Source organism: Methylocystis echinoides (assembly GCF_040687965.1).
GTDB lineage: Bacteria > Pseudomonadota > Alphaproteobacteria > Rhizobiales > Beijerinckiaceae > Methylocystis > Methylocystis echinoides_A.
This window is the reverse complement of record NZ_CP156085.1, coordinates 278,206-299,383: the sequence shown is the minus strand read 5'-3', so window position 1 is coordinate 299,383 and position 21,178 is coordinate 278,206. Positions and strand designations below refer to the sequence as shown.

At 60.8% G+C, this 21,178-nt stretch carries 15 protein-coding genes and 12 pseudogenes; 12 read left to right on the top strand and 15 right to left on the bottom strand.

Features of this window, described 5'->3' with window-relative positions; all coding sequences use genetic code 11:
- Positions 1 to 161: 161 nt before the first annotated feature.
- Both RVU70_RS20125 and RVU70_RS20120 read right to left on the bottom strand, forming a co-directional pair.
- Positions 162 to 1,247 (bottom strand): DUF932 domain-containing protein, encoded by a 1,086-nt coding sequence (locus tag RVU70_RS20125; protein ID WP_363351647.1) that lies wholly within the window; start codon positions 1,245 to 1,247, stop codon positions 162 to 164.
- Positions 1,248 to 1,466: 219 nt separating this feature from the next.
- Positions 1,467 to 1,706 carry a hypothetical protein gene (locus RVU70_RS20120; protein WP_363351645.1) on the bottom strand — a complete coding sequence of 80 codons (240 nt, stop codon included), beginning with the start codon at positions 1,704 to 1,706 and terminating at the stop codon, positions 1,467 to 1,469.
- On the opposite strand from RVU70_RS20120, the pseudogene RVU70_RS20115 reads away from it, so the two are divergent.
- Positions 1,703 to 1,914 (top strand): annotated as a pseudogene (locus tag RVU70_RS20115) (transposase); the annotation flags it as partial. The gene RVU70_RS20120 and the pseudogene RVU70_RS20115 sit on opposite strands and share 4 nt — an antisense overlap.
- Before the next feature lie 765 nt (positions 1,915 to 2,679).
- Here the strand turns inward: RVU70_RS20115 and RVU70_RS20105 are convergent.
- The gene (locus RVU70_RS20105; protein WP_363351643.1) at positions 2,680 to 3,165 is read right to left on the bottom strand and encodes a hypothetical protein; all 486 of its coding nucleotides are present in this window, start codon (positions 3,163 to 3,165) and stop codon (positions 2,680 to 2,682) included.
- A gap of 1,019 nt (positions 3,166 to 4,184) precedes the next feature.
- On the opposite strand from RVU70_RS20105, the gene RVU70_RS20100 reads away from it, so the two are divergent.
- Together RVU70_RS20100 and RVU70_RS20095 are read left to right on the top strand one after the other, a co-directional pair.
- Positions 4,185 to 4,379 (top strand): hypothetical protein, encoded by a 195-nt coding sequence (locus RVU70_RS20100; RefSeq protein ID WP_363351641.1) that lies wholly within the window; start codon positions 4,185 to 4,187, stop codon positions 4,377 to 4,379.
- Positions 4,380 to 4,501: 122 nt separating this feature from the next.
- Positions 4,502 to 4,669, top strand: a complete 168-nt coding sequence (locus RVU70_RS20095; protein ID WP_363351639.1) for a hypothetical protein — start codon at positions 4,502 to 4,504, stop codon at positions 4,667 to 4,669.
- Between the two features lie 213 nt (positions 4,670 to 4,882).
- Here the strand turns inward: RVU70_RS20095 and RVU70_RS20090 are convergent, their stop codons facing one another.
- The 4 genes and pseudogenes from RVU70_RS20090 to RVU70_RS20080 all read right to left on the bottom strand — a co-directional run bounded on the left by RVU70_RS20090 (position 4,883) and on the right by RVU70_RS20080 (position 6,753).
- Entirely contained in the window at positions 4,883 to 5,170 is a 288-nt protein-coding gene (locus RVU70_RS20090; RefSeq protein WP_363351637.1) for a hypothetical protein, read from the bottom strand.
- 13 nt (positions 5,171 to 5,183) lie between these two features.
- Complete coding sequence (locus tag RVU70_RS20085) at positions 5,184 to 5,396, bottom strand: hypothetical protein (RefSeq protein WP_363351635.1); 213 nt, start codon at positions 5,394 to 5,396, stop codon at positions 5,184 to 5,186.
- 210 nt (positions 5,397 to 5,606) lie between these two features.
- Positions 5,607 to 5,689 (bottom strand): annotated as a pseudogene (locus RVU70_RS21645) (transcriptional regulator); the annotation flags it as partial.
- A 176-nt stretch (positions 5,690 to 5,865) separates the two neighbouring features.
- Positions 5,866 to 6,753 carry a DUF6929 family protein gene (locus tag RVU70_RS20080; protein ID WP_363351633.1) on the bottom strand — a complete coding sequence of 296 codons (888 nt, stop codon included), beginning with the start codon at positions 6,751 to 6,753 and terminating at the stop codon, positions 5,866 to 5,868.
- Between the two features lie 275 nt (positions 6,754 to 7,028).
- Between RVU70_RS20080 and RVU70_RS20075 the strand changes: the two are divergent.
- Together RVU70_RS20075 and RVU70_RS20070 are read left to right on the top strand one after the other, a co-directional pair.
- A pseudogene (locus RVU70_RS20075) lies at positions 7,029 to 8,371 on the top strand (IS1380 family transposase).
- A 700-nt stretch (positions 8,372 to 9,071) separates the two neighbouring features.
- A complete protein-coding gene (locus RVU70_RS20070) occupies positions 9,072 to 9,521 on the top strand; it encodes a hypothetical protein (protein WP_363351631.1) in 450 nt (149 codons plus the stop codon).
- A gap of 50 nt (positions 9,522 to 9,571) precedes the next feature.
- Here RVU70_RS20070 and RVU70_RS20065 read toward each other — a convergent pair.
- The 6 genes and pseudogenes from RVU70_RS20065 to RVU70_RS20040 all read right to left on the bottom strand — a co-directional run.
- A pseudogene (locus RVU70_RS20065) lies at positions 9,572 to 9,751 on the bottom strand (IS5/IS1182 family transposase); the annotation flags it as partial.
- Between the two features lie 4 nt (positions 9,752 to 9,755).
- Positions 9,756 to 11,325: pseudogene (tnpC, locus tag RVU70_RS20060) on the bottom strand (IS66 family transposase).
- 38 nt (positions 11,326 to 11,363) lie between these two features.
- Positions 11,364 to 11,708, bottom strand: coding sequence for an IS66 family insertion sequence element accessory protein TnpB (gene tnpB, locus RVU70_RS20055; protein WP_363351629.1), 345 nt, complete (start codon positions 11,706 to 11,708; stop codon positions 11,364 to 11,366).
- 179 nt (positions 11,709 to 11,887) lie between these two features.
- Positions 11,888 to 12,073: a transposase gene (locus RVU70_RS20050; protein ID WP_363351627.1), complete on the bottom strand. Its 186-nt coding sequence runs from the start codon at positions 12,071 to 12,073 to the stop codon at positions 11,888 to 11,890.
- Positions 12,074 to 12,164: 91 nt separating this feature from the next.
- A pseudogene (locus RVU70_RS20045) lies at positions 12,165 to 12,646 on the bottom strand (IS5 family transposase); the annotation flags it as partial.
- A 167-nt stretch (positions 12,647 to 12,813) separates the two neighbouring features.
- Positions 12,814 to 13,497 (bottom strand): annotated as a pseudogene (locus RVU70_RS20040) (transposase); the annotation flags it as partial.
- Between the two features lie 151 nt (positions 13,498 to 13,648).
- On the opposite strand from RVU70_RS20040, the pseudogene istA reads away from it, so the two are divergent.
- Positions 13,649 to 14,848 (top strand): annotated as a pseudogene (gene istA, locus RVU70_RS20035) (IS21 family transposase); the annotation flags it as partial.
- Positions 14,827 to 15,351 (top strand): annotated as a pseudogene (locus RVU70_RS20030) (ATP-binding protein); the annotation flags it as partial. The pseudogenes istA and RVU70_RS20030, both read left to right, overlap by 22 nt.
- Positions 15,352 to 15,425: 74 nt before the next feature.
- Here the strand turns inward: RVU70_RS20030 and RVU70_RS20025 are convergent.
- Positions 15,426 to 15,647 (bottom strand): annotated as a pseudogene (locus tag RVU70_RS20025) (IS256 family transposase); the annotation flags it as partial.
- A gap of 162 nt (positions 15,648 to 15,809) precedes the next feature.
- Here RVU70_RS20025 and RVU70_RS20020 point away from each other — a divergent pair.
- The 4 genes and pseudogenes from RVU70_RS20020 (at position 15,810) to tnpC (RVU70_RS20005) (ending at position 19,471) form a co-directional block, all read left to right on the top strand.
- Positions 15,810 to 16,832: an IS110 family transposase gene (locus tag RVU70_RS20020; protein ID WP_363351899.1), complete on the top strand. Its 1,023-nt coding sequence runs from the start codon at positions 15,810 to 15,812 to the stop codon at positions 16,830 to 16,832.
- 357 nt (positions 16,833 to 17,189) lie between these two features.
- Positions 17,190 to 17,516, top strand: a pseudogene (locus tag RVU70_RS20015) (transposase); the annotation flags it as partial.
- The gene (tnpB, locus tag RVU70_RS20010; protein ID WP_363351623.1) at positions 17,513 to 17,869 is read left to right on the top strand and encodes an IS66 family insertion sequence element accessory protein TnpB; all 357 of its coding nucleotides are present in this window, start codon (positions 17,513 to 17,515) and stop codon (positions 17,867 to 17,869) included. The pseudogene RVU70_RS20015 and the gene tnpB (RVU70_RS20010), both read left to right, overlap by 4 nt.
- Before the next feature lie 69 nt (positions 17,870 to 17,938).
- Positions 17,939 to 19,471 (top strand): annotated as a pseudogene (gene tnpC / locus RVU70_RS20005) (IS66 family transposase).
- Here tnpC (RVU70_RS20005) and RVU70_RS20000 read toward each other — a convergent pair.
- Complete coding sequence (locus tag RVU70_RS20000; protein ID WP_363351621.1) at positions 19,435 to 20,448, bottom strand: DNA-binding domain-containing protein; 1,014 nt, start codon at positions 20,446 to 20,448, stop codon at positions 19,435 to 19,437. The pseudogene tnpC (RVU70_RS20005) and the gene RVU70_RS20000 sit on opposite strands and share 37 nt — an antisense overlap.
- A gap of 295 nt (positions 20,449 to 20,743) precedes the next feature.
- Here RVU70_RS20000 and RVU70_RS19995 point away from each other — a divergent pair, with 295 nt between their 5' ends.
- Complete coding sequence (locus RVU70_RS19995) at positions 20,744 to 21,133, top strand: cation diffusion facilitator family transporter (protein WP_363351620.1); 390 nt, start codon at positions 20,744 to 20,746, stop codon at positions 21,131 to 21,133.
- The last annotated feature ends 45 nt before the right edge of the window (positions 21,134 to 21,178 follow it).

Genomic DNA, 21,178 nt, shown 5'->3' with positions numbered 1-21,178 from the left:
GATAGAACCTCCTGCGGGTTAGAGCCCGCCTGGACCCCTATCACCCTGCGAACCCCTTCCCATAGGATCTTTTGAGGGCGACGCCGCAGAAACTCAATCGGGGAGGGAGCCACCGCGACAGCTGCAGGTTGCACGTCAGGCCCCCGCAAAGATGTAGATTTTCAGGCAACGCGGTCGAAGAGCTTCTTGGCGCGCGCCTCGAAATCAAGCCGCGCATCCTGATGGGCCTTCCCCCGCGCGACAGCCGTGATCCCCTGCACGAAATCGAACACGCTCTCGGGCTTGCGGCCTTCCTCGGCGAGGACTGTCTGGATGATCTTCGCCGTCTCGGCTTTCGAGAACCCACGCTTGCGCAGGAATTCCGTGCGGTCATCATCGTTGCGGGCGACAATCTTCTGCCGCGCCGCCTTGACCCCGTCGACGAAAGGCATCGGCGAGGAATTGGCGAAGCGGGTCAGCGCCGGCGCCGCCTCATGCGCGAACCGCGCGGCGGCGTATTTCGAGTGGCGAATCGTGATCTCCTCGAAATCCTCGACGCCCCAGAGATTGCGGTTTTGACACACGGCGCGCAGATAAAAGCTCGCGATCCCGAGCGTCTTCGCCCCAACCTCCGAATTCCAGCAGTAGAAGCCCCGAAAGAAAAGGTCTGGGGAGCCGTCGGGAAGCCGGCCGGCTTCGATCGGATTGAGATCGTCGACGAGAAAGAGAAAGATGTCCCGGTCCGAGGCGTAGAGCGTCGTCGTCTCCTCGGTGACGTCAACTTTCGGGTTGTAGATACCGGTCGACCAATCGAGCACGCCTGGCACCTTCCAGCGCGTGTCGCCCACGCCGTCGCCGGCGATGCGCTGCACCGCGGAGACGAGCTCATGATCATAGATCCGGCCATAGTCGGGGCCGGTCACCGCACGCAATTCGACCCGGCCGTTTTCGACCTCGAGCGTCTTCACCTGCTCTGCGCGATGGGAGGTTAAGCCATATTGCAGATTGATTCCGGCGAGCGGCGCCGGGAGCTGGCGAAGATAAGCCGCCGGAGCGCCGACGAGGCTTGCGAGCTGGCTAAAACTCCAATGAGTCATGGCGACCGGACTGTCGGAACCCGGCACTGCAAGTGAAAGCCTTTCGGCGTCGTCGCGGCTGGCTTCGACCCGGATTGCCGTGCTGTCGACTGTCCTCGTGCGACTGCCGCGGCTTGCATCCACCTTGTAGCCGCCATCACGCGCGCGAGCCGCGTCCAAAATCTCCATCATTGATCGTCTCCGCGACGGACGCCGAGAGGCTCTTCTCTCAGTGCTCACCCGTCACGGAAAAGCAGTCCCTGCTCTACCTCTATGCTAACGTCACCCAGAGGGCGACGCTTCCACAGGTCTCGCCCTTGCTCTCGGCTAAGGCGAAGATTCGACACATTTTAGCCGGCTTCGCCTTTGTCGTTGATGATCAGACTGAATGGAACGTGCCGACCGGCGCCTTCACTCCCGCCCGTGGGCCTTGAACGACAACACGCCGCCCACCAGCAGGAAGACGGCCCCTATGATCGGCAGCACGGCATGCAACGCAGGCCCCGCCGTCTGCATGATCCCCGTCAACTGCATCGGGAAGACAATGCTTACGAAGCCGATGATGACCGACACCCATCCGAACACAGTGATCAGCGCCGGCCAACCGCCCGTCCAGTGATTGTGGACGTAGACGATCGCGAGGCCAGGCACGAAAGCAGCCGCGCGTGCGCGACCGAGAGACGGGCGCCGGCGATGCCGAACGTATCCGCTTTACGCCCGCGATCCTGCCGCCCTATGCCCGACGCTCAAAGAGCTTGGCGATGCTGATCGGATCCTCTATCTGAAGGGCGTTTCGACCCGCGACTTCGAGGAAGCTCTAGCCTTCTTGGGCGAGAAGGCTGTGACGATTGGTCTTTCTACATTCTGGAACCAGATCGACTACATTCTCTATGCCATCGAGTTCCTGGGCTTGATTGCTTCGCTACGGCGGGCCTTAGCTCATAACCGCGAGCCCAGCCTTCAAAGCGCGGAATGAAAAAATCTCAGTAAAGTATTCCCGCTGAATTTCGCCTTCCCCCATTGCCAAGAGAGTGCGGGGGAGGTCAACATTTTGCACGACCTGCAGCACTCGCCGCCCATCATATCCCCGTGGGATTTTAGATTGGCGGGGCCCTTCGCAACGACCAACCAAGTTCAGCCAGGTGAGCGCGTAAAGCGTTTATCAGCTGAGGGCGTTGCCGGAGTGCGCCCCGAAAGGCGGCCTGCCCGCGCTTGATGCTGGGCGTTCATTTAGTGTAGAGGTTCTTTTGTTCCGTGTAGAAGCCGGTCGAAGCCGCCAAGCGCGCCAAGACAATCGACCTCAAGACTGGCGCTCCTCCGCAGGTGTGTAATCAAAGACGCGATCATCGGTGCCGCGGATGATGTCTGATCAGTGGGGTCACGAACTGGGCGAAGACGGCTATGTTCCCAAGCCCGTGGACGGCACGTGTCGGTTTTTTCCGTGGTGCAGGACGCGAAAAAGTTCTAAAGCGCCCGAACAATGGGACATCCGATGAGAATTTGGCCCCGCCTAGGGCGGTGTCATTTTGCTTGCGGCCTTCAGCGGCAAAATCTGAGAATAAACCGTGCGGTATTAAAACGGCTCCTTGATCCACGGCTAAGGGTCGTCAAGAGGCGTTAAACCTTAAGGGCGAACCGGCGGCTGCATTTCAAAGGCTGGCGCTGGTCGCACGCCCACAATTTCATAATCAGTTTTTCTGATGCAGAACAAAGGAAGGGGCCAGGCAAGTGCAAAAAGCTTTTGGCGGTATTCGAGAGTGACTGGGCTTCCCGAGGGGGTTGCCTGCAGCTGCTTCCAAACGCCTTGATCGGGGACAGAAAAGGAAAACGTGTTATCGACGTTCACATTGCCAGAACGGGGGCCAGCTCTGGTAAAATTTGGCATCGCCAGCTCACCCTCGTTCGTCCAACATGCGACCCCTTTCGTGGAAAGTTTGCTGATCACCCCGGTTCGTGTTCCGACTGAGTAATTGAAGAGATTAAGCAAAGCGGTCGCGATCAAAATGACACTGATCGGGACTGCAAAAATGAGAGGAATTTTAGCCTTCCATGATAATGCCGAGAACCAAGCCTCGTATTTGGATAATAGTGTTGGATTTTTTGCAGACATGGGCCGCCTCCCTCGTTGGGTCGCATTCCAAACCAAGGCTAAAGCGGTGATCTTACGAAAGCAAGAAGCTCTGCAGGCAAGACTTCGAATGGGCCATTCACTGCCAAGGAATGGGCGAATCCGTCTGGTGTAGCCGGAGGACTGCTCAGGGAAGATCTCCGGCAATGACCGGCTTAGGCCTGTCGGCTTTGGTTGGTCTGGAGGGCCTCGTCGAGGGAAACGATTTTAGACGGTTCTCTGAAGCTGGCTCGTGGCAAAAAGCACTCGAGGAATAGGTGCGTGATAGCCGTGCTGATCTTTGCCGATGAGGCGCGGCGAACAAAGCTCCGCGGCGATAGCCGCCGTGCGCCGCGCGGGCGCCAATCGTGATGGCGACAGGCGACCGCGTGCAAACAGCCGAAAGGATTCGCCCCGCGCTCGATCTTGACGCCGTGCTTGCTGAACGCGTTCCTTTTGACATGCATGACGCCCGTCGCCTAACGCCGCTTGGATCCCACGCTGATGGTGGGCGAGGGGATAAGCGACGCTCCCGACCTCGCCTTTGCGAACGCTGGAATGGCAATGGGGGAGGGCGGTGTGAATCGGCGTAATCGAGTGACCCCTCTGGAGCACGCGATTTTCAGCTACTTGCCGTCCCGATCGGCGTCGAGCCCCCCGCCGAATGACGGTCATCCGCGTGGGCATGCCGCATTACGAACGGTCACCTCAATGGTGTGCCCGATGGCTATCGCACGATGAACGATCGCGAGGCGATCGAGTTGATGATTCGGCCCTGACCGGCTGAACGCGAGGCAGCGTATGAAGCAACCACACGTCATCTGACATATGGTGTCCAGCCTCGATGGACGCACGGCGCCGAGCCGCTGAGCGCCCATCGGCGCGTATAGCAACAATGCTTATGACGCGCTTCATACGGAACTGGGCGGCGGGTCCTGGCTCGTTGGCCGCGTGACGGGGCAGGAGTTCGCCAAAGGCACAGCCTACCCGGCCTCTGGCGAGAGGTTTCCGCGCGAGCTTGGTTGCCGGCAAAGGGCGATGCCTACGACATCGTTCTCGATGCGCAGGGGAAGACAGCATGGGGTCGCGCCTATGTTGGCGGAGATACGCTGGTGGCTGTCCTGACCGAGGGGTATCTAATACCCATCTGCCTATTGCTCAAATCGGCGATCGACGGCCGAGCTGAGAATATTGCCGGCCCCTATTTTCACATTTGATGCCATTTTCAGCGCGAACTCGGAAATTTCCAGCCAAGATGGTTCCCGACAATGTACGCCATGAAGGCGGCGATCCTTGCCGATCTCAATTCGCGCAATCCAGTCGTCTGAGGTCCTCGCGCATGGCCAGCTCGATCGGCCATGCTGACAAAACCGGGCTGGCGGCCATCGACGGCCCAGCGTCAGGTTTCTCCGGCGTGAATATCGCCGCAATCTCGCCGCCCGTCGCACGCAGCGGGCGAGGGCTGGCGGTCATCCTCTGGGGCGTTGCTGGCCGCCAGCGAAATTGACCGTGTGGGAGCACGTCTAAAATGCGAATAGAACGACAAATAGAAGCGCGAAGCCGATAAACACAAACGCGACGAAATAGCTCTCGTCGTCTTCTCCAGGCTGGTTTCCGCGCCCTCGCATGAATTTCGGCCGTTTTCCCCAAAGCGAGCGAAAAATCGTCATGCCGCCTTCCCCTTCCTCAGCCTCACGCGCTGTGCTTCGCGGCTTTTATATTACCTGCCCACATCTCGAACCGGGCGTTTCTCCGGCGGGAACAACCCGCCGGGGTCGTCAATCCAGATCACCGTGAGCCCGGCGCGTTCGGCATAGGCGAGCGCCTGCAGGAATGCCTCTTCGACGGGCATGCGTTCGGGGAAGGCGTCGCGGTGCGGACGCTGACCGAAAACCTCGACTGCTATGTGGGCGAAAACGGCCGGCTCCGCGTTGCCGTCGTGGCGCACGTGCACCACAAGGATCGGCCCGGTTGGAAGAGCGCTGCGGTGTTCGACGATCCTAACCATGTGCGCCTCTGGCCTATTCGTCATTTTCAGCGTTGAGACTCTCCAGCGGAATTGTTCCAGCCGCCTTCGCCTCGCGCGCCCGCTCATAATCCGCAGCTATGCGCATCAGGATAGCCGCCGCGAGCATACCATCGTCCCCGAGATTCATCGCCGCGATGCGTTCGCCCGTCTCCTTCAGCCTCTGGGCTGTTTCGGCCGTGAGCGTCATTTCAACTCTCAGCTTCATCGCCATCGCCCCCGCTGGCCGAGTTTATCTGCGCCTTCCGAAGCGATTATAGGCTTTCGCCTGACACCGTTCGCAATAGACCGCCGCGATGGGCGCGGGTTCTCCGCAAAACCACTCGGGCGGTGATCGTGCCGAGCGGGAATTTGCAGCGGCCCTCGCGAAGCTTTTCAAAGGGAATCCCCTTCCGCCTATGGTCTGCCTCCCGCTCGCTCATTTTGACTCTGCCTTCCTCAGCCGCGCGCCCGGCCCCTCGCCGTTTTCGTCGACGAAATCACGCCGGCCGCCTCAAGCGCGGCGCAGACGGTAAGCTCGTAATCCCGCGAGAAAGAACGGTTTGAAGGGTGGACGGCTCTCTCCCGCCTTTTTGCCCCGCCTTACAATTTCGTGCAACGTGACAACCCAACTTACCGGCCAATTGATCAGGAGAATGTAACCGTTCGGACACAGCTTCCAGGAGTTGAAGCTGAAACTAGACCTTTACTTCCATGAGCTGTGAAGGGCTTAGGGGATCATCTGCGTCCGTGACAGCGAAAAAGGTCGTAGTGCTCTCATCACTTCTGGCGACCGCCAGACCCTCAACCTTGGCCGCCTCAATCTGAGTCAAAAGGTCTGGTCTCGGTCCGATTCGCCCGATCGCCGAGGCAATAATCTCTCCGTCGTCATATGTTGAAGACCCGCGCTCAGCGGCGGCGGAGAAATAAACTTGTCGCTCGTATACGCATGCGTCGGTAAACGTGAGACTGACTCCGGCTATCTTCGGCAGCTGCATCTCAATAATTCGGGGACTAAACGTCGCCCTCATAAATTGGCCATGGAGAAGCGCCCGCAAATGATCGAGGCCAAAGTCGATAACGGCGTTGCAGCCGGCTTTGCCGTTTCCTCGCTGAAAAAGTAGGACTTTTTCTCCTAAGATTACACCGCCTTCAATATTCAAATCTGGAATATGTTCACTCAAAAATCCAAGGAGTGCTGAGACGTCAATCTCTCGCGAACCTACGAACTTGTCAGCCGTATCGACACGGATCTCGCTAGCTCGGAAGCGGTAGCGCTTCGATCCTGACGGAAACGCCAACATCGACAAACTCTCGGGATGGGAGCTGAGCTGAATGAGGCATTCGGTGGCGGGCTTCGCACGCTTGCGCGCCTTCAACTCTTTTGGTAACTCACCTGAGAGAATTCGGAAGCCTTTTCCGAGAAGCTGGTCTTGCCTCCCAAGACGCACAAGATGGTGAAGGTCATCAGCTACAACCCAAAGACTGCGCTCCGTAGCAATCAGGCCCGAGCCCGCGGCCAGGGCCTGTCTCTCAAGCGTCTCCGGGTCAATCCAATGTAGTGGGCCGAGCCGTTTCCAAGTCATGGGCGTCCTCCTGGCGACGAACATGCGCCAACCATCGGGCAGCGCCAAGTGGACACGCGAAAAAGGTTGAGCCGCCCCACTCGATCGGGTGACGCTTATGGCGCGACAGAAGATTCTCAAGTTGAGAGTCGCGCGGCAGACGCTCAAACTCTAGCCCATCTTATTCAGCGATGGTGTGATTATCGGTTGGCGAGCGTGGCGTAACGTGTTGATTTAGTGTATGGATTGGTTGTCTACGCCGACCCTTACGTCATCACTTCGACGCCACACCCGCCATGAACGAAGATATTCCCCTCCCGTTCTCGTTTCCAGCCGTTGGCCGCAAGAAGATCACCGCCGCTTTCGACGGTGGACGCATCACCTCGGACGCTGGGTTGATGCTCTTGGGGCAAGCCGAGCATCGTTTGGGTCTGGCGGACAAGCTCGCCGCCGTCATCGCCGATCCGCGTAATCCCTTGCTGATCACCCGTTCGCTCGCCAGCATTTTTCGTGCGCGCATTCTCGCGATCGCCTGCGGTTACGAGGATGCAGACGATCTCGATCATCTCCGCAAGGATCCGGCCTTCAAGATCGCCTGCGGGCGCTTGCCCGATACGGGGAACGATTTGTGCTCGCAGCCGACCATGTCACGTTGGGAGAATGCGCCGACCTTGCGCGAAATCGTGAAACTTGGTCGCGTGCTGATCGATCATTATTGCGCCAGCTACACTGCGCCTCCGAAAGCCGTCACGCTCGATATCGACGACACCTGCGACGTCGTGCATGGGCATCAGCAATTGTCGCTGTTCAATGCGCATTATGACGAGCGCTGCTTCCTGCCGATCCATATCTACGACACCGCGACCGGACGCCCTGTCGCCATCATTCTACGCCCGGGAAAGACGCCGACCGGCAAAGAAGTGCGCGGTCATTTGCGCCGGGTCGTCCGCCGCATCCGCGCGCATTGGCCGACGACCAGGATCACCATCCGGGGCGATGGCCATTATGGTCGCCACGAGGTGATGGATTGGTGCGAGGACAATGGCCTCGATTATGTTTTCGGCCTGTCCGGCAATAAGCTTCTCGCCGCCGCCGTCGAAGACAAGGCCGACGACATCCGCACCCGCCGCGCATTGGAACAGATGCTCGTCCTGCGTGGCTACGCGGAAACGAACTACGCGGCCAAATCCTGGCGGGCCGGGTGCCGCGTCTGCGCCCGCATCGAAGCGACGGAACTGGGGCTCGATATTCGCTATGTCGTCACCAACATCACGACGCACTCAGCCGAACATATCTACGACGCGCTCTATTGCGCGCGTGGCCAATGGAAAATCTAATCAAATTGCACAAGAGCCAGCTGGCCTCGGACCGCACCTCCTGCCGGGCGCCGCTCGCCAATCAGATGCGGCTCTTCCTGCATACAGCCGCCTATTGGCTGATGCTCGAACTGCGCGACGCCATTCCAAAACCCCATCCGCTCGCCGTCGCCGAATTTGCCACCCTGCGCGAGAGGCTGCTGAAGATCGGCGCGCGTATCGTCGAGACCGCAAGCCGCATTCGGCTTGCGCTGGCCAGCGCTTGCCCACAAGCCGGGCTATTCCGATGTCTGGCCGGCGCATTGCAACCGGCAGGACCGTGAACGACGGGGCAGAGACCGCATCCGCAAGCCCCAGAGAGCCCGTCCTTTCAACTCCAACGCGTTCCAAAAGTGCAGAGATTACTCAGCGGCCAAACGCAACGCGGACGCACGTCCGCGATCGTGCCGCGGAAAAAACTCAGCAAAGCTGGCAGGCTGCGCGAATAGGATGGGCTAGAGGCTTGTATCTCAAACGTATTACCGCCTTTTATCATCAGGCGCCCCCCCTTAGTTAGCATTAAGCAACATGCATTGAGCATGTGTTCTTGGTCGATCCTCACAGGACGCAGCTACGCCTTTGTCGGTCCACAGTTAAACCGCCTTTGACTGCGCCGTCGCTACCGTGTCTCAACAGGGGCGCCCGCTCCGCCCAGGCGCAAACCGAGCCTCGCCAGCATTAGCTCGAGCGCCACCCCTATAACACACCGTGCATGAGGTCGAGCCGCATCGCAGGGGCCGACTGCTCGTATTCCCCCAGAGGCGCAGGAAGTTCATCTGTCCCGAATATCATCTTTGGAGTCATCGCGGGGCCCCAAGCTTTAACTAACGCTGCTGCGCCAGCACCGCTGCAACGGCGTCAAACTCCGGGCCCCTGAGGAAATACCTGACTGCTTGCCACCTTGACAGAGTTCGTTCGTGGGCTGATCTAATTTTACGTCCGGGCTACCTGGGGGAAGGCTCCTTAAACGCGGGAATGAATCGGATGGCCGTCGATCGGAGCGGAGGTCTCACCTCGATTTATGTCATGCTTTTGCTTGGTTTGGGCCTATGCGTCGGTGCTGTTGTGGGAAGCGTTTTGGGTAACTTTTTCAATAGCGGCCTCTTGATTGGTGTGGTCGCGGGGTTGCTGTCGGTCATCGTCATTGGACAAGCGCGCGTCGTGGCGCTGAAGTTTTTTCCTAGCGGCACGGTTCCCGATGAACTCGCGGATAAGTTTCCCCGCATCGTGCATATAAATGCCCTCTTCGTATCCTTACTGGGAGGTATGGCCGGCCACGACGTCACCCGCGAGATTGGCGAGTCGTCGGGCCTGTGGATCGGAGGTTTTTCCGGACTATTCGCCTCACTTGCCATGCTCGGGCTGATGTTCACCTATTTTTACAGCAACGCTGAGTTCGGGCCGGTCACGCCTACGACTTCGGAAGACGGTTAGACATCTGAGGATGTTATGTACTTTAGTGCCTGATTGGCTTAGGTCCAGAGTCATAACCAAAAGCTGACGGTAGCTGCGATACAGACTGCAGCAAGGAAGTTTGCAGAGCTGCGGTCATACCGCGTTGCGACGCGCCTGAAGTCCTTCAGTCGACAGAACATGCACTCGATGGTGTTGCGGTTGCGATAGAGGAACGGCGAGAAGCAGTTCTTCGTAAGCGTCCAACGCTTGGCGTCAGGGGCGTGCGAAGTTCCAGGGCATGAGTGCGTCGATGTCTTTGTTGGGCCAACCGGCGGCGATGCGCTCGAGCGTCTGCGTCAGCCATGCGTTGGGATCGACGTCGTTGAGACGCGCGGTTGCCAGGAGGGATGCGATTGTCGCCCAGGTGTCGCCGCCCGCCTCTGACCCCGCGAACAGCACATTTTTACGCGTGATGGTCTGCGGGCGGATTGCGCGCTCCACGCTATTGTTGTCGAGCTCGACGCGGCCGTCATCAAGAAAGCATCGGAACTCCGTCCGAGTCAGGCCGTATCGGATCGCCTCCGCAAGTTTGGATTTTCCGGAGATCCGCGCCAGCTCGGCTTCCCATTGAGTCTGAAGCTCGTCAACAATCGGCGTTGAGGAATGGCGGCGAACGTCACGACGGGTTTGCGGATCGCAACCTCTGATCTGCTCCTCGACCGCCCATAGGTCCGCCATGCGCTCGACTGTCCAGGTCGCCGTCTGCGAGACCCCCGCGATATGGAGTTTGTAAAACTCCCGGCGCAGATGCGACCAGCAGCAGGCAAGCGTCACCGGTCCCCCGGGCCGGTCGGGCTCCGCAAGTCGGCGATAGGCCGCATAGCCGTCGCATTGAAGGATGCCGCGCCAGCCTGCCAGATGCCGTTCGAGGCGCTCCGCACCGCGGCTGTCCTCAAAGCGGTAGACGACGATCGGCGGCCCGGCGCCGCCCCAGGGCCGGTCGTCTCGCAGATAGGTCCACAAATAGCCAGTCCGCGTTCGGCCCCGTCCGGGCGCAAGCACCGGCAAGGTTGTCTCGTCGGCGAAGATTGTGTCACCAGCCCGGATGAGCTGAAAGAGACGTTCGGCCAGCGGCTCGAGGTGGAACCCGACATGCCCCATCCAGCCGGCCATGGAGATTGCGCCCGAGTTCGACCCTCTCGCGCGCGAAGATCGCCTCCTGGCGGTAGAGCGGCAATCCATCGGCGTATTTGGAGACGGCAATGGTGGCCAGAAGTCGCTCCGTGGCGATCCCGGCCTCGATCAGGCGAGCGGGCGCCGGCGCCTGGATGACGCTCTCGCGGCATGCCGTGCAGGCGTATCGGGGACGGCGCGTCACGATCACGCAGAACTTTGGAGCAGTGACGTCGAGGCGTTCGCTGACGTCCTCCCCGATCTTGACCCGCGCGCAAGCGCCGCAGGCGCACGTCAGCGGATCCGGCTCGATGACTTCCTCAATGCGCTCCAGATGCGCCGATAGCGGACGACGGCCGCCGGATTTATGAGCCGCTTTTGGCCGAAGGCTTTCCAGTTTGGCCTCGACCGCGCCAAGCCCCGTCTGCACTTCTTCGAAGGAGAAGGCGTATTGGCTGTTGTCGAGCTTCTCGGAGCTGCGCCCGTAGGTCGCGCGCTGAATGGTTTTCAACAGAAGATGCAGGCGTTCGATCCGCGCCTGCGCCTCGGCGCCCGCCGCTTTCAGCGCCACGACTTCCGCCTGGAGAGACGTCTGCGAAAGCCGCATGTCGGCGATCATCGCCTTCAGCGCCGCGGGGTCGTCGGGGAGGTCGTGCAGGTCGCCATCCATGCTTCGAAGACAAGCATATGAATCACTATGCCGCATCTTCAGCCGACGCTCGTCGGCCGTGTTTGGGGCGCGCTGCGAACCCGTGTCCAATCCATGCCCTCGACGAGGGCCGTAAGCTGGGAAACGGACATATGGATCGTTCCCGACGTGAGCTTCGGCCAGCAGAAACGATCTGTCTCCAGTCGCTTGGCGAACAGGCACAGGCCCGTGCCGTCCCACCAGATGATCTTTACGCGATCCGCGCGCTTGGCCCGAAAGACGTAAAGGGCGCCCCCGAAGGGATCGCCGCCACCGTCGCGCACGAGCGCCGCCAGCCCGTCCGGGCCTTTGCGAAAGTCGACTGGCTTCGTCGCAAGAACAATCCGGGCATGTGGAGGAATCATGCCAGGCGCGCCGCGCGAATGAGCTCGACCACCCGTTTTGTGGGGACACAGGGGCCGATGCGCAGGATGACGCCAGCCACAGCAATCTCGCACGCATCGGTTTGAACCGGAGCCGGTTCAACCTTCTGTGCAGGAGCCAGCTCGACAAACGAGACCGACGATCCAGCTGCAGCCGCCTTCTAAGCCTCTCGGCGCCAGCGAAACACCTGCTGCACGCTAGCGCCGTGCGCTCTGGCGACCGCCGACACGTTGGCGCCCGCCTCGCTTGCCTCGGCGACGATCATCTCCTTCGCCGCGCGAGACCACGTGCGACGGGTTCGCGCCGGGCTGACATCCAAAACCTGAAACGTTCTATCTCCAGACATATGCTCAGACCTATGTCGATCACCCGAATCCAGGGCAACCAATCATCGGCGTCAAAGCCTATAGCCGCTACACGGGTCCCGTTGAGCGCTTACAGTTCTTCCACTTGCGATTGGCCTTCGGCGGGATGTTCGGCATGGCCCCGTCAGCCTCAATCTGGTGGCGAAGGGCGTCGCTGTCGTAGCCCTTGTCGCCATGCAGGATGTCGCAGGCGGGCATCTTCGACAGAAGCTCGGCTCCTGCTGTGCAATCGGCGACATTGCCGCCAGTGAGCATGAAGGCGACCGGCCGGCATTGCGCGTCCGTCAGCGCATGGATTTTGGTCGTGCGTCCGCCGCGCGATCGACCGATCGCCTGGGCGCGCTCCCTCCTTTGCCCCCGCTGGCCGACCGATGCGCCTTGACCGCGGAGGAGTCGATCAGAAGCTGTGCGGGCGGCCCGCCAGCCGCGGCGAGCACATGGAACAGATTGAGCCAAACGCCCTTCGCCGCCCAGCGGACATAGCGGTTATAGAGTGTCTTCCTCGGCCCGTATTCCGGCGGCGCATCGATCCACCGCCCGCCAGATTTCAGGATCATGAGCGCTTCCTTTCGGAAGCTGTGAATCACGATACGGCACTCACGCCAACCATTTTATGGGTCCGGGCCCTAAAGCTATCGTTCGTTATCGGCGTGGCCGTCTTGACGAGGGGATGTCCCGCTTGCTGTTGAAAAGCGAGCAGCGGGCGTCGCTGGTTGAAAGACTATGCTGCCCTCGCGGCATCAGCAAGATTCGAGCTGGCTGAAGTGACGTTCAGCTTTCGGGCGGCGAGCGCCGCCCTCAGGATCGGGAGCTGCTTGTGGGCCTTGAGCCGCCGAAAGCCCTTGGCGGCTTCTTGCATGGCTGCGCCCGCCCAACGGAGAGCCATCGACGGGGATCGCCAGTATTTCACGTTCCGGCAGACGCGCCGCAACGTCCCCATCACGTTTTCGATCATGTTCGTGCACGCGAGCGATCGCCGCAGCTCAGGCGGCAGACCCAGCCTCGTGACGGTCAGCATCTCGTCGAACCCCTCGAGGATCGAGGCGGAAACGCCTTGCCAGTCCTTTTCAAGGCGCCGGGCGAGGTTGCGCAATAGCTTCTCGGCCTTCGAGGCGTCATTCATCTCCCATGCCTGACGCAGCACTCGGCGAACGGACGCATGCATGGATTTCGGCAGCCGGTCCAGGATGTTGCGCGCCTTGTGGATCTGGCAGCGCTGAATGGCCGCCTCGCGCCCGAAGGTCGCCCGGATCGCCTTGGCGAGCGCTTTGGAGCCGTCGATGATGAACAGGCGAGGAACAGCGGGATCGAGCCCGCGCTCGACGAGATTGTCGATCAAGGCCTGCACGGTCGCTGCGTTTTCCGTCGCGCCCTCCACCAGCCCGAGCGGATGTTTGTCACCGCTTGCGTTGTGAGTGCCGGACGTAAACTCCCCAAATGTTTCGATTGAAAATTCCCCAGTTTTCGTGGCGCCCGGCCTTCCAGGGCATGCCCTGGAAGGCCGGGTGGCGCGCCGACTCACCGACGCTGCTCCCGTTGGCGGGAGGGAGGGCGCCGTGATCAAACTCGGGGAAATTGTCATGATCCTGGAATTGCATCGTCAGCGTGTCTCTGTGTCCGCTATCGCGCGCCAGCTCGGAATCGACAGGAAGACGGTCCGCAAGCACATCGCTTCGGGGCTGGCGGCGCCCTGCTACAAGGCCCGGCCGCCGCGCGAACGCGCGATCGCTACCTTCGAACCCTATCTACGGGAGCGCCTCGCCGCCTTTCCGGCGCTGAGCGGCCGCCGGTTGTGGCGAGAGATCAAGGGCCGCGGATATGCCGGCGGCTACACTGCAGTCACCGACTTCCTGCGCGAACTTCGGCCGCCGCGCCCGAAAGGCTTCGAGGTGCGCTTCGAGACGCCGCCCGGCGAACAGGCTCAGGTCGACTTCGCCCGCTTCGATGTCGAGTTCCTCGATGAGCCCGGCGTCAAGCGGATCGTCTGGCTCTTTTCCATGGTCCTGGGCCATTCCCGCTTCATCTGGGCGCGCTTCGTCCTGCACCAGGATATGCAGAGCGTCCTGCGCTGCCACATGGCCGCCTTCGAGGCGCTCGGCGGCGTTCCGGGCGAGATCCTTTACGATCGCATGAAGACCGCCGTCATCGGGGAAGACCCGGACGGCCTCGTCGTCTACAATCGCGCGCTGCTCGATCTGGCGCGCCATTACGGCTTTCAGCCGCGCGCCTGCAAGCCCTACCGCGCCAAGACGAAGGGCAAGGTGGAGCGGCCCTTTCGCTACATCCGGGAAGATTTTTTCCTGGGCGCCGCCTTCCGCAATCTCGACGATCTGAACGCCCAGCTTCGGACCTGGCTGGACACCGTCGCCAATCCGCGGGTCCACGCCATAACCAGGCGCGTCGTCAATGAGGCTTTCGCCGAGGAAAAGGCGTCGCTCAAGCCATTGCCATCCACGCCTTATCAGGCAGTGCTGCGGCTCGAGCGACGCGCCTCCCACGAAGGCATGGTCAGCGTCGGCGGCAATCTCTACAGCGTGCCGGACACGACGCGCTGACGCGTCCTCGATGTCCATGTCTTCGCCGACGCCATCCGCATCTTCGAAGATGGCGCATTGATCGCCGCCCATGCGCCGCTCGAGGGCCGTGGCGAAAAACGTCTCGATCCGGCTCATCGGAAAATGCCGTCGCCAGCGCCACGCCGCCGACTACCCGACGCATTGCCGCCCCTTGTGCCGGCACGGGCAAAACCCATCTCAGCCTGGCGCTCGGCGTCGAAGCCGTCAAAGCCGGCCGCAGCGTCTACTTTGCCTCCCTCGCCGACACCGTCGCGACGCTGGCCAGGGCCGAACGCGAAGGGACGCTGCGGGAGAAGATACGTTACTTCTGCCGCTTCTCGCTGCTGATCGTGGACGAGATCGGCTATCTGCCCGTTACGCCGGGCGGCGGCAATCTGTTCTTCCAGCTCGTCAACGCCCGTTATGAAAAAGGCGCCATGATCCTCACCTCGAACCGCGGCTTCGCCGAATGGGGCGAGATCTTCGGCGATCCTGTCGTCGCCACGGCGCTGCTCGACCGTCTCGTGCATCACGCCGTCGTCTTCCAGATGGAAGGCTCGAGCTATCGCCTGCGCGAGCACGCCGACCTCTTGCCCGAACATGTTCGGATGAAAGCCAGCATACAACCCGCGCCAATCCCGCCGACCCTGCGTCGTCGTGAGCGACCGCCCAAGAACGGAGGCGCGGATCAAGACATCGGCTGATCGCCAACGCCCGCCAGCCTGGGGAATTTTACTTCGGCGCTTCTGGGGAATTTAAAGTCGGCATTTACACTTGCGTCAACGCCGAGCGCCGCCACGAGGGTCATGTCCTCGACCATGCGCACCCCGTCGATCTGGATCACCAACAAATCCAGGGCGGAGAGGTCCCGCGCCATCCATTCCCGCAGCCGCGCCGCCGACAGCGCCACGAAGCGCCGCGACGCCGCCGATTTCGACAGGCCGGACCCGTTACGCGCCGGAACGTCGCCCTCAGGCAGCCGGACCGAACGCTTGAACCGTTAGCGATGTCCTGACCTCACCTTTAAAATGGGATCAGCTGCGAGTCTAATCCTCTGCAGGAGGTAAGGCTTGTGTCCAGACTTGATGATGTGGACGGCCTCGCTCCAACGGCATCAAACTGTCGAAGCATCGTTGAACAGGGCGTAACCAGGGAAACCGCCATGCAAAAATTTGCAAGAATTGGCGTCGATCTAGCCAAAAACTATTTTCAAGTGCACGCCTTATCGGCAGAAGGCGAACCCGCCGTCAAGCGCAAACTGACGCGGTCAAAAATGCGCGAGTTCTTTGCAAACACTGATCCGTCTCAAATCGGCATGGAGGCCTGCGGCTCAGCGCATTACTGGGCACGTGAACTCGCGGCGATGGGCCATAAGGTGGTGTTGATCGCGCCGTCGTACACCAAGCCATACGTCAAGCGGGGCAAGAATGACGCAGTTGACGCGGAAGCAATCTGCGAGGCGATGTCGCGCCCCGATATGCGCTTCGTGCCCATCAAGAGCGCCGAGCAGCAGGCTGCTTTGGCGCTGCACAAGGCCCGGGAGCTACTGGTGAAACAGCAAACGATGAGCGTCAACGCCCTTCGTGGCCATCTCGCGGAGTTCGGCGTCGTCGTCGCCAAAGGCGTCGGACGCGTAGAGGAGTTGCTCGCCGAGGCTGAAGACACGTCGCTTCCTGCCGCGCTCAAGGCAACGGTAAAGGTTCTGGCGCAGACGCTTGATGGTATCGAAAAGGCAATCAACGCGTTGGATAAGGAAATCGCTGGACTCCATTCGCAAAGCGAAACAAGTCGCTTGCTCGACGGCGTGCCGGGCATCGGCAAACTCATTGCTTCAATGATCACGGCCTCTGTGCCCGATCCGGGGGCGTTCAAATCGGCACGTGACTTCGCCGCCTGGCTTGGCCTCACGCCGCGACAGAACTCAAGCGGCGGGAAACAGACGCTTGGGGGTATAACCAAACAAGGCAACCGCCATATGAGAAAGCTGCTGGTTTTGTCGGCAACATCGTTGTTGCGTCGAGCTGGCCAACACAAGGGCGGGCTTGCCGAATGGATCGTGGCGCTGCGATTGAAGAAACCTGCGCGACTTGTCACCGTAGCGCTGGCGAACAAGCTTGCACGAACGATTTGGGCAATTATGAAGACCGGCGAATGTTTCCGAACAGAACTTTACACGAGATGCTGAGCAAAGCAGAAAAGCATACCTCTGCTAAGCTCGAGTTTGGCAAGCGCACTGAGGCGTGATGAGCGACACGGTCGTGACCGAAAACCAAGAACAACCCGCGGGATGACAGGAGCACAAAGCTCGAAGACTTGAAAGGGATCTTGGTTGTCGGACCTCATCAGGGCCAGCGGGGATAAGTCCCGCATTAACAGGCCGGACATATGACCGCAGCCGACCAAATCGTTCAAAGCGAAAAGAGTGCTTGTCAGGGGGCCGTCCACATATGATCATCCGCTTGACCCGAAGGGCGAGACTGTCCAGCGCATTGAGGTGATCACGGGCGGTGGGGAACGCCGGCGCCGATAGTCGGATGACGAGAAGGCGGAGGCAGTAGAGGAATCGCTGCAGCCCGGCATGGTTGTCTCGCAGGTTGCGCGGCGGCGGGGGCTGACCCCGCAGCAATTGTTCACCTGGCGGCGCGAAGCACGCGAAAAGGCGGCGGCTTCCGATGGAGTTCCCTTCGCGCCGGTCGTTGTTGAACCGCGAGGGACGGCGCCGGCGGCGCTGCCGCCGGAGAGCAAGACGGTTACCGTCCGGCCGCATGTGATCGAACTCGACGTCGATGGCGCGAGCGTCTGGATCTGGCGCGACGCAGATCTCGGCATGGTCACGGCCATTATCGACGCGTTGAAGTCCCGGTCATGATCGGCCCGACTGGCGCCGTCCGAGTCATGGTGGCGACGAAGCCCGTGGATTTTCGCAAGGGCGCCGAAGGCCTCGCCGCCCTGGTGCGCGAAACGATGAAAGCGGACCCCTTCGACGGGGCGATCTATGTTTTCCGCGCCAAGCGCGCGGATCGGATCAAGTTGGTCTACTGGGACGGCACAGGCGTCTGTCTCTTCGCCAAGCGGCTCGAGGATGGCGAGTTTCGCTGGCCGAAGATCGAAGACGGAACGATGCGGCTTTCCGCGACGCAATTTTCGGCGCTGCTCGAGGGGCTCGATTGGCGGCGCGTCCAATGCGCGAAAGAGACGCCGGCGCCGGCATTGTCGGGATGAGCCGCGACACAGTGAATCAGGGCGACTAAGATCGTCGAAAGCCGGCGTGAAATATGGTCTTCTGCCCACATGGCGCAGGCGATCGAGAAACTTCCCGACGACCCCAACGAGCTGAAGGCGATGCTTCTCGCCGAGCGGGCGCGCAACGAGCGCCTCGTTCAAATCATCAAGGAGATGCAGCGCCATCGATTTGGGCGTCGCGCCGAGACGCTCCCCGAAGACCAGATGCTGCTCGCGCTCGAAGAGGTCGAGCAGACGGAAGCCGTCGCGGCCGCGGAAGTAGAAGCCAGCTCTGCCCCTGAGCGTGAGAAGGCGGCCAGAAAGCGCCGCACGAACCGGGGCGCATTGCCCGGACATCTCCCGCGCGTCGAGAGCGTCGTCGATATCGAGGACAAGGCCTGCCCCTGCTGCAAGGGCCTGCTGCACTAGATCGGCGAAGATGTTTCCGAGCGGCTCGATGTCGTTCCGGCGCAGTTCCGGGTGCTCGTGACGCGCCGACCCAAATACGCCTGCCGGGCCTGCGAGGGCGCGGTGGTGCAGGCGCCTGCTCCGGCGCGGCTGATCGAAGGCGGCCTGCCGACCGAGGCGACGGTCGCCCATGTGCTCGTTTCCAAATATGCCGACCACCTTCCGCTCTATCGCGAGGCCCAGATCTACGCCCGGCAGGGGATCGCGCTCGACCGTTCGACGCTCGCCGACTGGGTCGGACGCGCCGCTTGGCATTTGCGGCCCGTACACGAGCGCCTCCTGGAACACATCAGGTCTTCCACGAAAATCTTCGCCGACGAGACGGGGGCGCCGGTGCTCGACCCCGGACGGGGGCGCAACAAGACCGGCCAACTCTGGGCTTACGCAAGAGACGATCGGCCCTGGGGCGGCGCCGATCCGCCCCTCGCCGTCTATGTCTATGCGCAAAACCGCAAATCCGAGCAGCCGCTCGCCCATCTCGCCGGCTTCGCGGGCGTCGTCCAAGTTGATGGCTACGCCGGCTATCGGGCGCTGGCGCAGAAGAACAGCGTGTCGCTCGCCTTCTGCTGGTCGCATGTCCGCCGGCGCTTTTACGAACTGGCCGCAGCGGGGCCCGCGCCGATCGCCAGCGAGGCGCTCGAGCGCATCGGCGCGCTCAACGCCGTCGAGAGCGACATCAGAGGTCAGAACCCGGATGACCGGCGCGCGGCGCGGCAAGAAAAATCCCGCCCCATCCTCGACGTCCTCGAGCCATGGCTGCGTGAAAAGCTCGCGCTCATCAGCCAAAAGACGAAACTTGCCGAAGCGATCCGCTACGCCCTGTCGCGCTGGGACGGTTTGACGCGCTTCCTCGATGACGGGCGCATCGAGATCGACTCCAATATCGTCGAGCGTGCGATCCGCCCCATCGCGCTCAATCGTAAGAATGCGCTCTTCGCCGGCTCGGATGGCGGGGCCGAGAATTGGGCCGTCGTCGCCTCGCTCATCGAAACGTGCAAGCTCAATGGCGTCGATCCGCTGGCCTACATGACCGACGTGCTCACCAAGATCGTCGAGGGCCATCTCGCGAGCAAGCTCGACGAACTCATGCCGTGGGCCTACGCGCCGCCCGTCGGAATCAAAGACGTGGCCTGAGAACAGCGGTTACGCTCAACATCATCGTCGGTGATTTGCTCACTGCCCGAATGAACGGCTTCGACTGCGAGTTCATTCAGCATGCTAAAAACCTTCGCGGTGATCCCATCCGTGGCGCGAGCAAGAGTACGCAAGCTCTGAGCCGAGAGGGCGGATGGTCGACGGAGCGGCAGGCTTCGAAGGATGCCAACCACCAACCCCTGAAACTCTTCATCAGCCTTCCACCGTGGCAGAGCGATTTGATCAAGCCGTCGCGCAAGCTGTGTGTCGCCGGCAATCGCTTCACGAGCGTCGGAAGGAATGCCAGCGACGGGCCAAGGATAATCGATATTGCGCTCTTGTAGCCATAAGGTTTTGTCATAGACTGCGTGAAGAAGACACAGTCCAACGGAGACACTGCTTGGAGGATCCAGCGATAGATAGAAGCCTGCGACCATTCGCGTGCAAAGGTCGATGGCTATCGTCAGAACTGGACGTCCTATGGGCAATCGAGTCTCTTCGTCGACAACGATCATATCGACGATTGTGTGGTCGATTTGCCAAATCTCGTTCGGTTTGTCCGCGCGGTAATTGCCGGCGCTCGGAGTTGCGGCGGCTTCCAAGGCAGCTTCTCCTCGCTTGCGGGCGGAGCGGAGCACGTTGAGTTCGTCAACGCGGCGTTGGATGGTGCTGCGATGGGGCAGGCGGAGTCCGTCGATGCGGCAAGCTTCATGCACGCGCTCGATCAAAGCACGCATATTCGGCTTTTCCTTCTTCAGCCAAACGCGATTGATCTGTTCAGCAATGACGCGCTCGACCCTGCTATCAACGCGCTTGGCTCCTCGCGGAGTTCCGCGATCGGCAGGCACCAGGCTTGAGGCCCTTCGCGTCGCAAGAAATCGACCGATTATTCTATATACCGTCGAGCGGCTGACACCAAAGGTCATCCGCGCGGCATCGACGACGTTGCGCGTTGCATTCCATCCAGTTGCCTTCAACAGTTCGCGCAGAAATTGGTCTCGGCGTTCGGCCTCCTGCCAACGCGGATCATTTGGATCGTCGACCAGACAAGTTATGTCGTTATAGTACGGTCGATCGACCGGTCGATCAATCTCAATTAACCGAAAATTTGCCCATATAGTCTCAGTTGAAACCGAAATCGGACTGAGACTGAGGTTTTATAAGCTGCTGTTTTTAAATGGATCGTGAGTCGCATCTTGAAACCGAAATCGACAACTGCTGCTTCGACGGGGGCGCGAGCATGACCTCAATTTACGAGCCGCGTTCCTTCATATGGCCGCAGATGCGGCAGTGTCCCTCGGCGTCGTAGTTGCGGCCCTTCTCATTGGCGCTACTGGCTGGTCGTGGCTCGATCCGGCGGCGAGTATCATAATCGCTTGCGTCATCTTATGGAGCGGCTGGAGCCTTATGCGCGACGCTCTCAACCTCGCGCTTGATGCCGTTCCCGCAGGGGTAGACCGCTCCGCCGTGGAGGCTTATATCGCGGGCTTAACTGGCGTCACGGTGGTGCATGACCTTCATATTTGGGGTATGAGCACCACTGAAACCGCGCTGACGGCGCATTTGGTTCGACCCTATTTCCATATGGATGATATCTTTCTATCGAATATAGCTCACGCTGGAGCGAAGATTTGGCATCCAGCACGCCACCATTCAAGTTGAAAGCGGAGAAAGCGGCTGCCCCCTCCGCGAAGCTCCCATTTGACG

Bases quoted from the DNA above. Each gene is read 5' to 3' on its own strand.
- RVU70_RS20020 (WP_363351899.1), top strand. From the start codon at position 15,810: ATGCAAAAATTTGCAAGAATTGGCGTCGATCTAGCCAAAAACTATTTT.
- RVU70_RS20105 (WP_363351643.1), bottom strand. From the start codon at position 3,165: ATGTCTGCAAAAAATCCAACACTATTATCCAAATACGAGGCTTGGTTC.
- RVU70_RS20085 (WP_363351635.1), bottom strand. From the start codon at position 5,396: ATGAAGCTGAGAGTTGAAATGACGCTCACGGCCGAAACAGCCCAGAGG.
- RVU70_RS20080 (WP_363351633.1), bottom strand. From the start codon at position 6,753: ATGACTTGGAAACGGCTCGGCCCACTACATTGGATTGACCCGGAGACG.
- tnpB (WP_363351629.1), bottom strand. From the start codon at position 11,708: ATGATTCCTCCACATGCCCGGATTGTTCTTGCGACGAAGCCAGTCGAC.
- tnpB (WP_363351623.1), top strand. From the start codon at position 17,513: ATGATCGGCCCGACTGGCGCCGTCCGAGTCATGGTGGCGACGAAGCCC.
- RVU70_RS20090 (WP_363351637.1), bottom strand. From the start codon at position 5,170: ATGGTTAGGATCGTCGAACACCGCAGCGCTCTTCCAACCGGGCCGATC.
- RVU70_RS20070 (WP_363351631.1), top strand. From the start codon at position 9,072: ATGGCCGTCGATCGGAGCGGAGGTCTCACCTCGATTTATGTCATGCTT.
- RVU70_RS20050 (WP_363351627.1), bottom strand. From the start codon at position 12,073: ATGTCTGGAGATAGAACGTTTCAGGTTTTGGATGTCAGCCCGGCGCGA.
- RVU70_RS20125 (WP_363351647.1), bottom strand. From the start codon at position 1,247: ATGATGGAGATTTTGGACGCGGCTCGCGCGCGTGATGGCGGCTACAAG.
- RVU70_RS19995 (WP_363351620.1), top strand. From the start codon at position 20,744: ATGGCCGCAGATGCGGCAGTGTCCCTCGGCGTCGTAGTTGCGGCCCTT.
- RVU70_RS20095 (WP_363351639.1), top strand. From the start codon at position 4,502: ATGGCCAGCTCGATCGGCCATGCTGACAAAACCGGGCTGGCGGCCATC.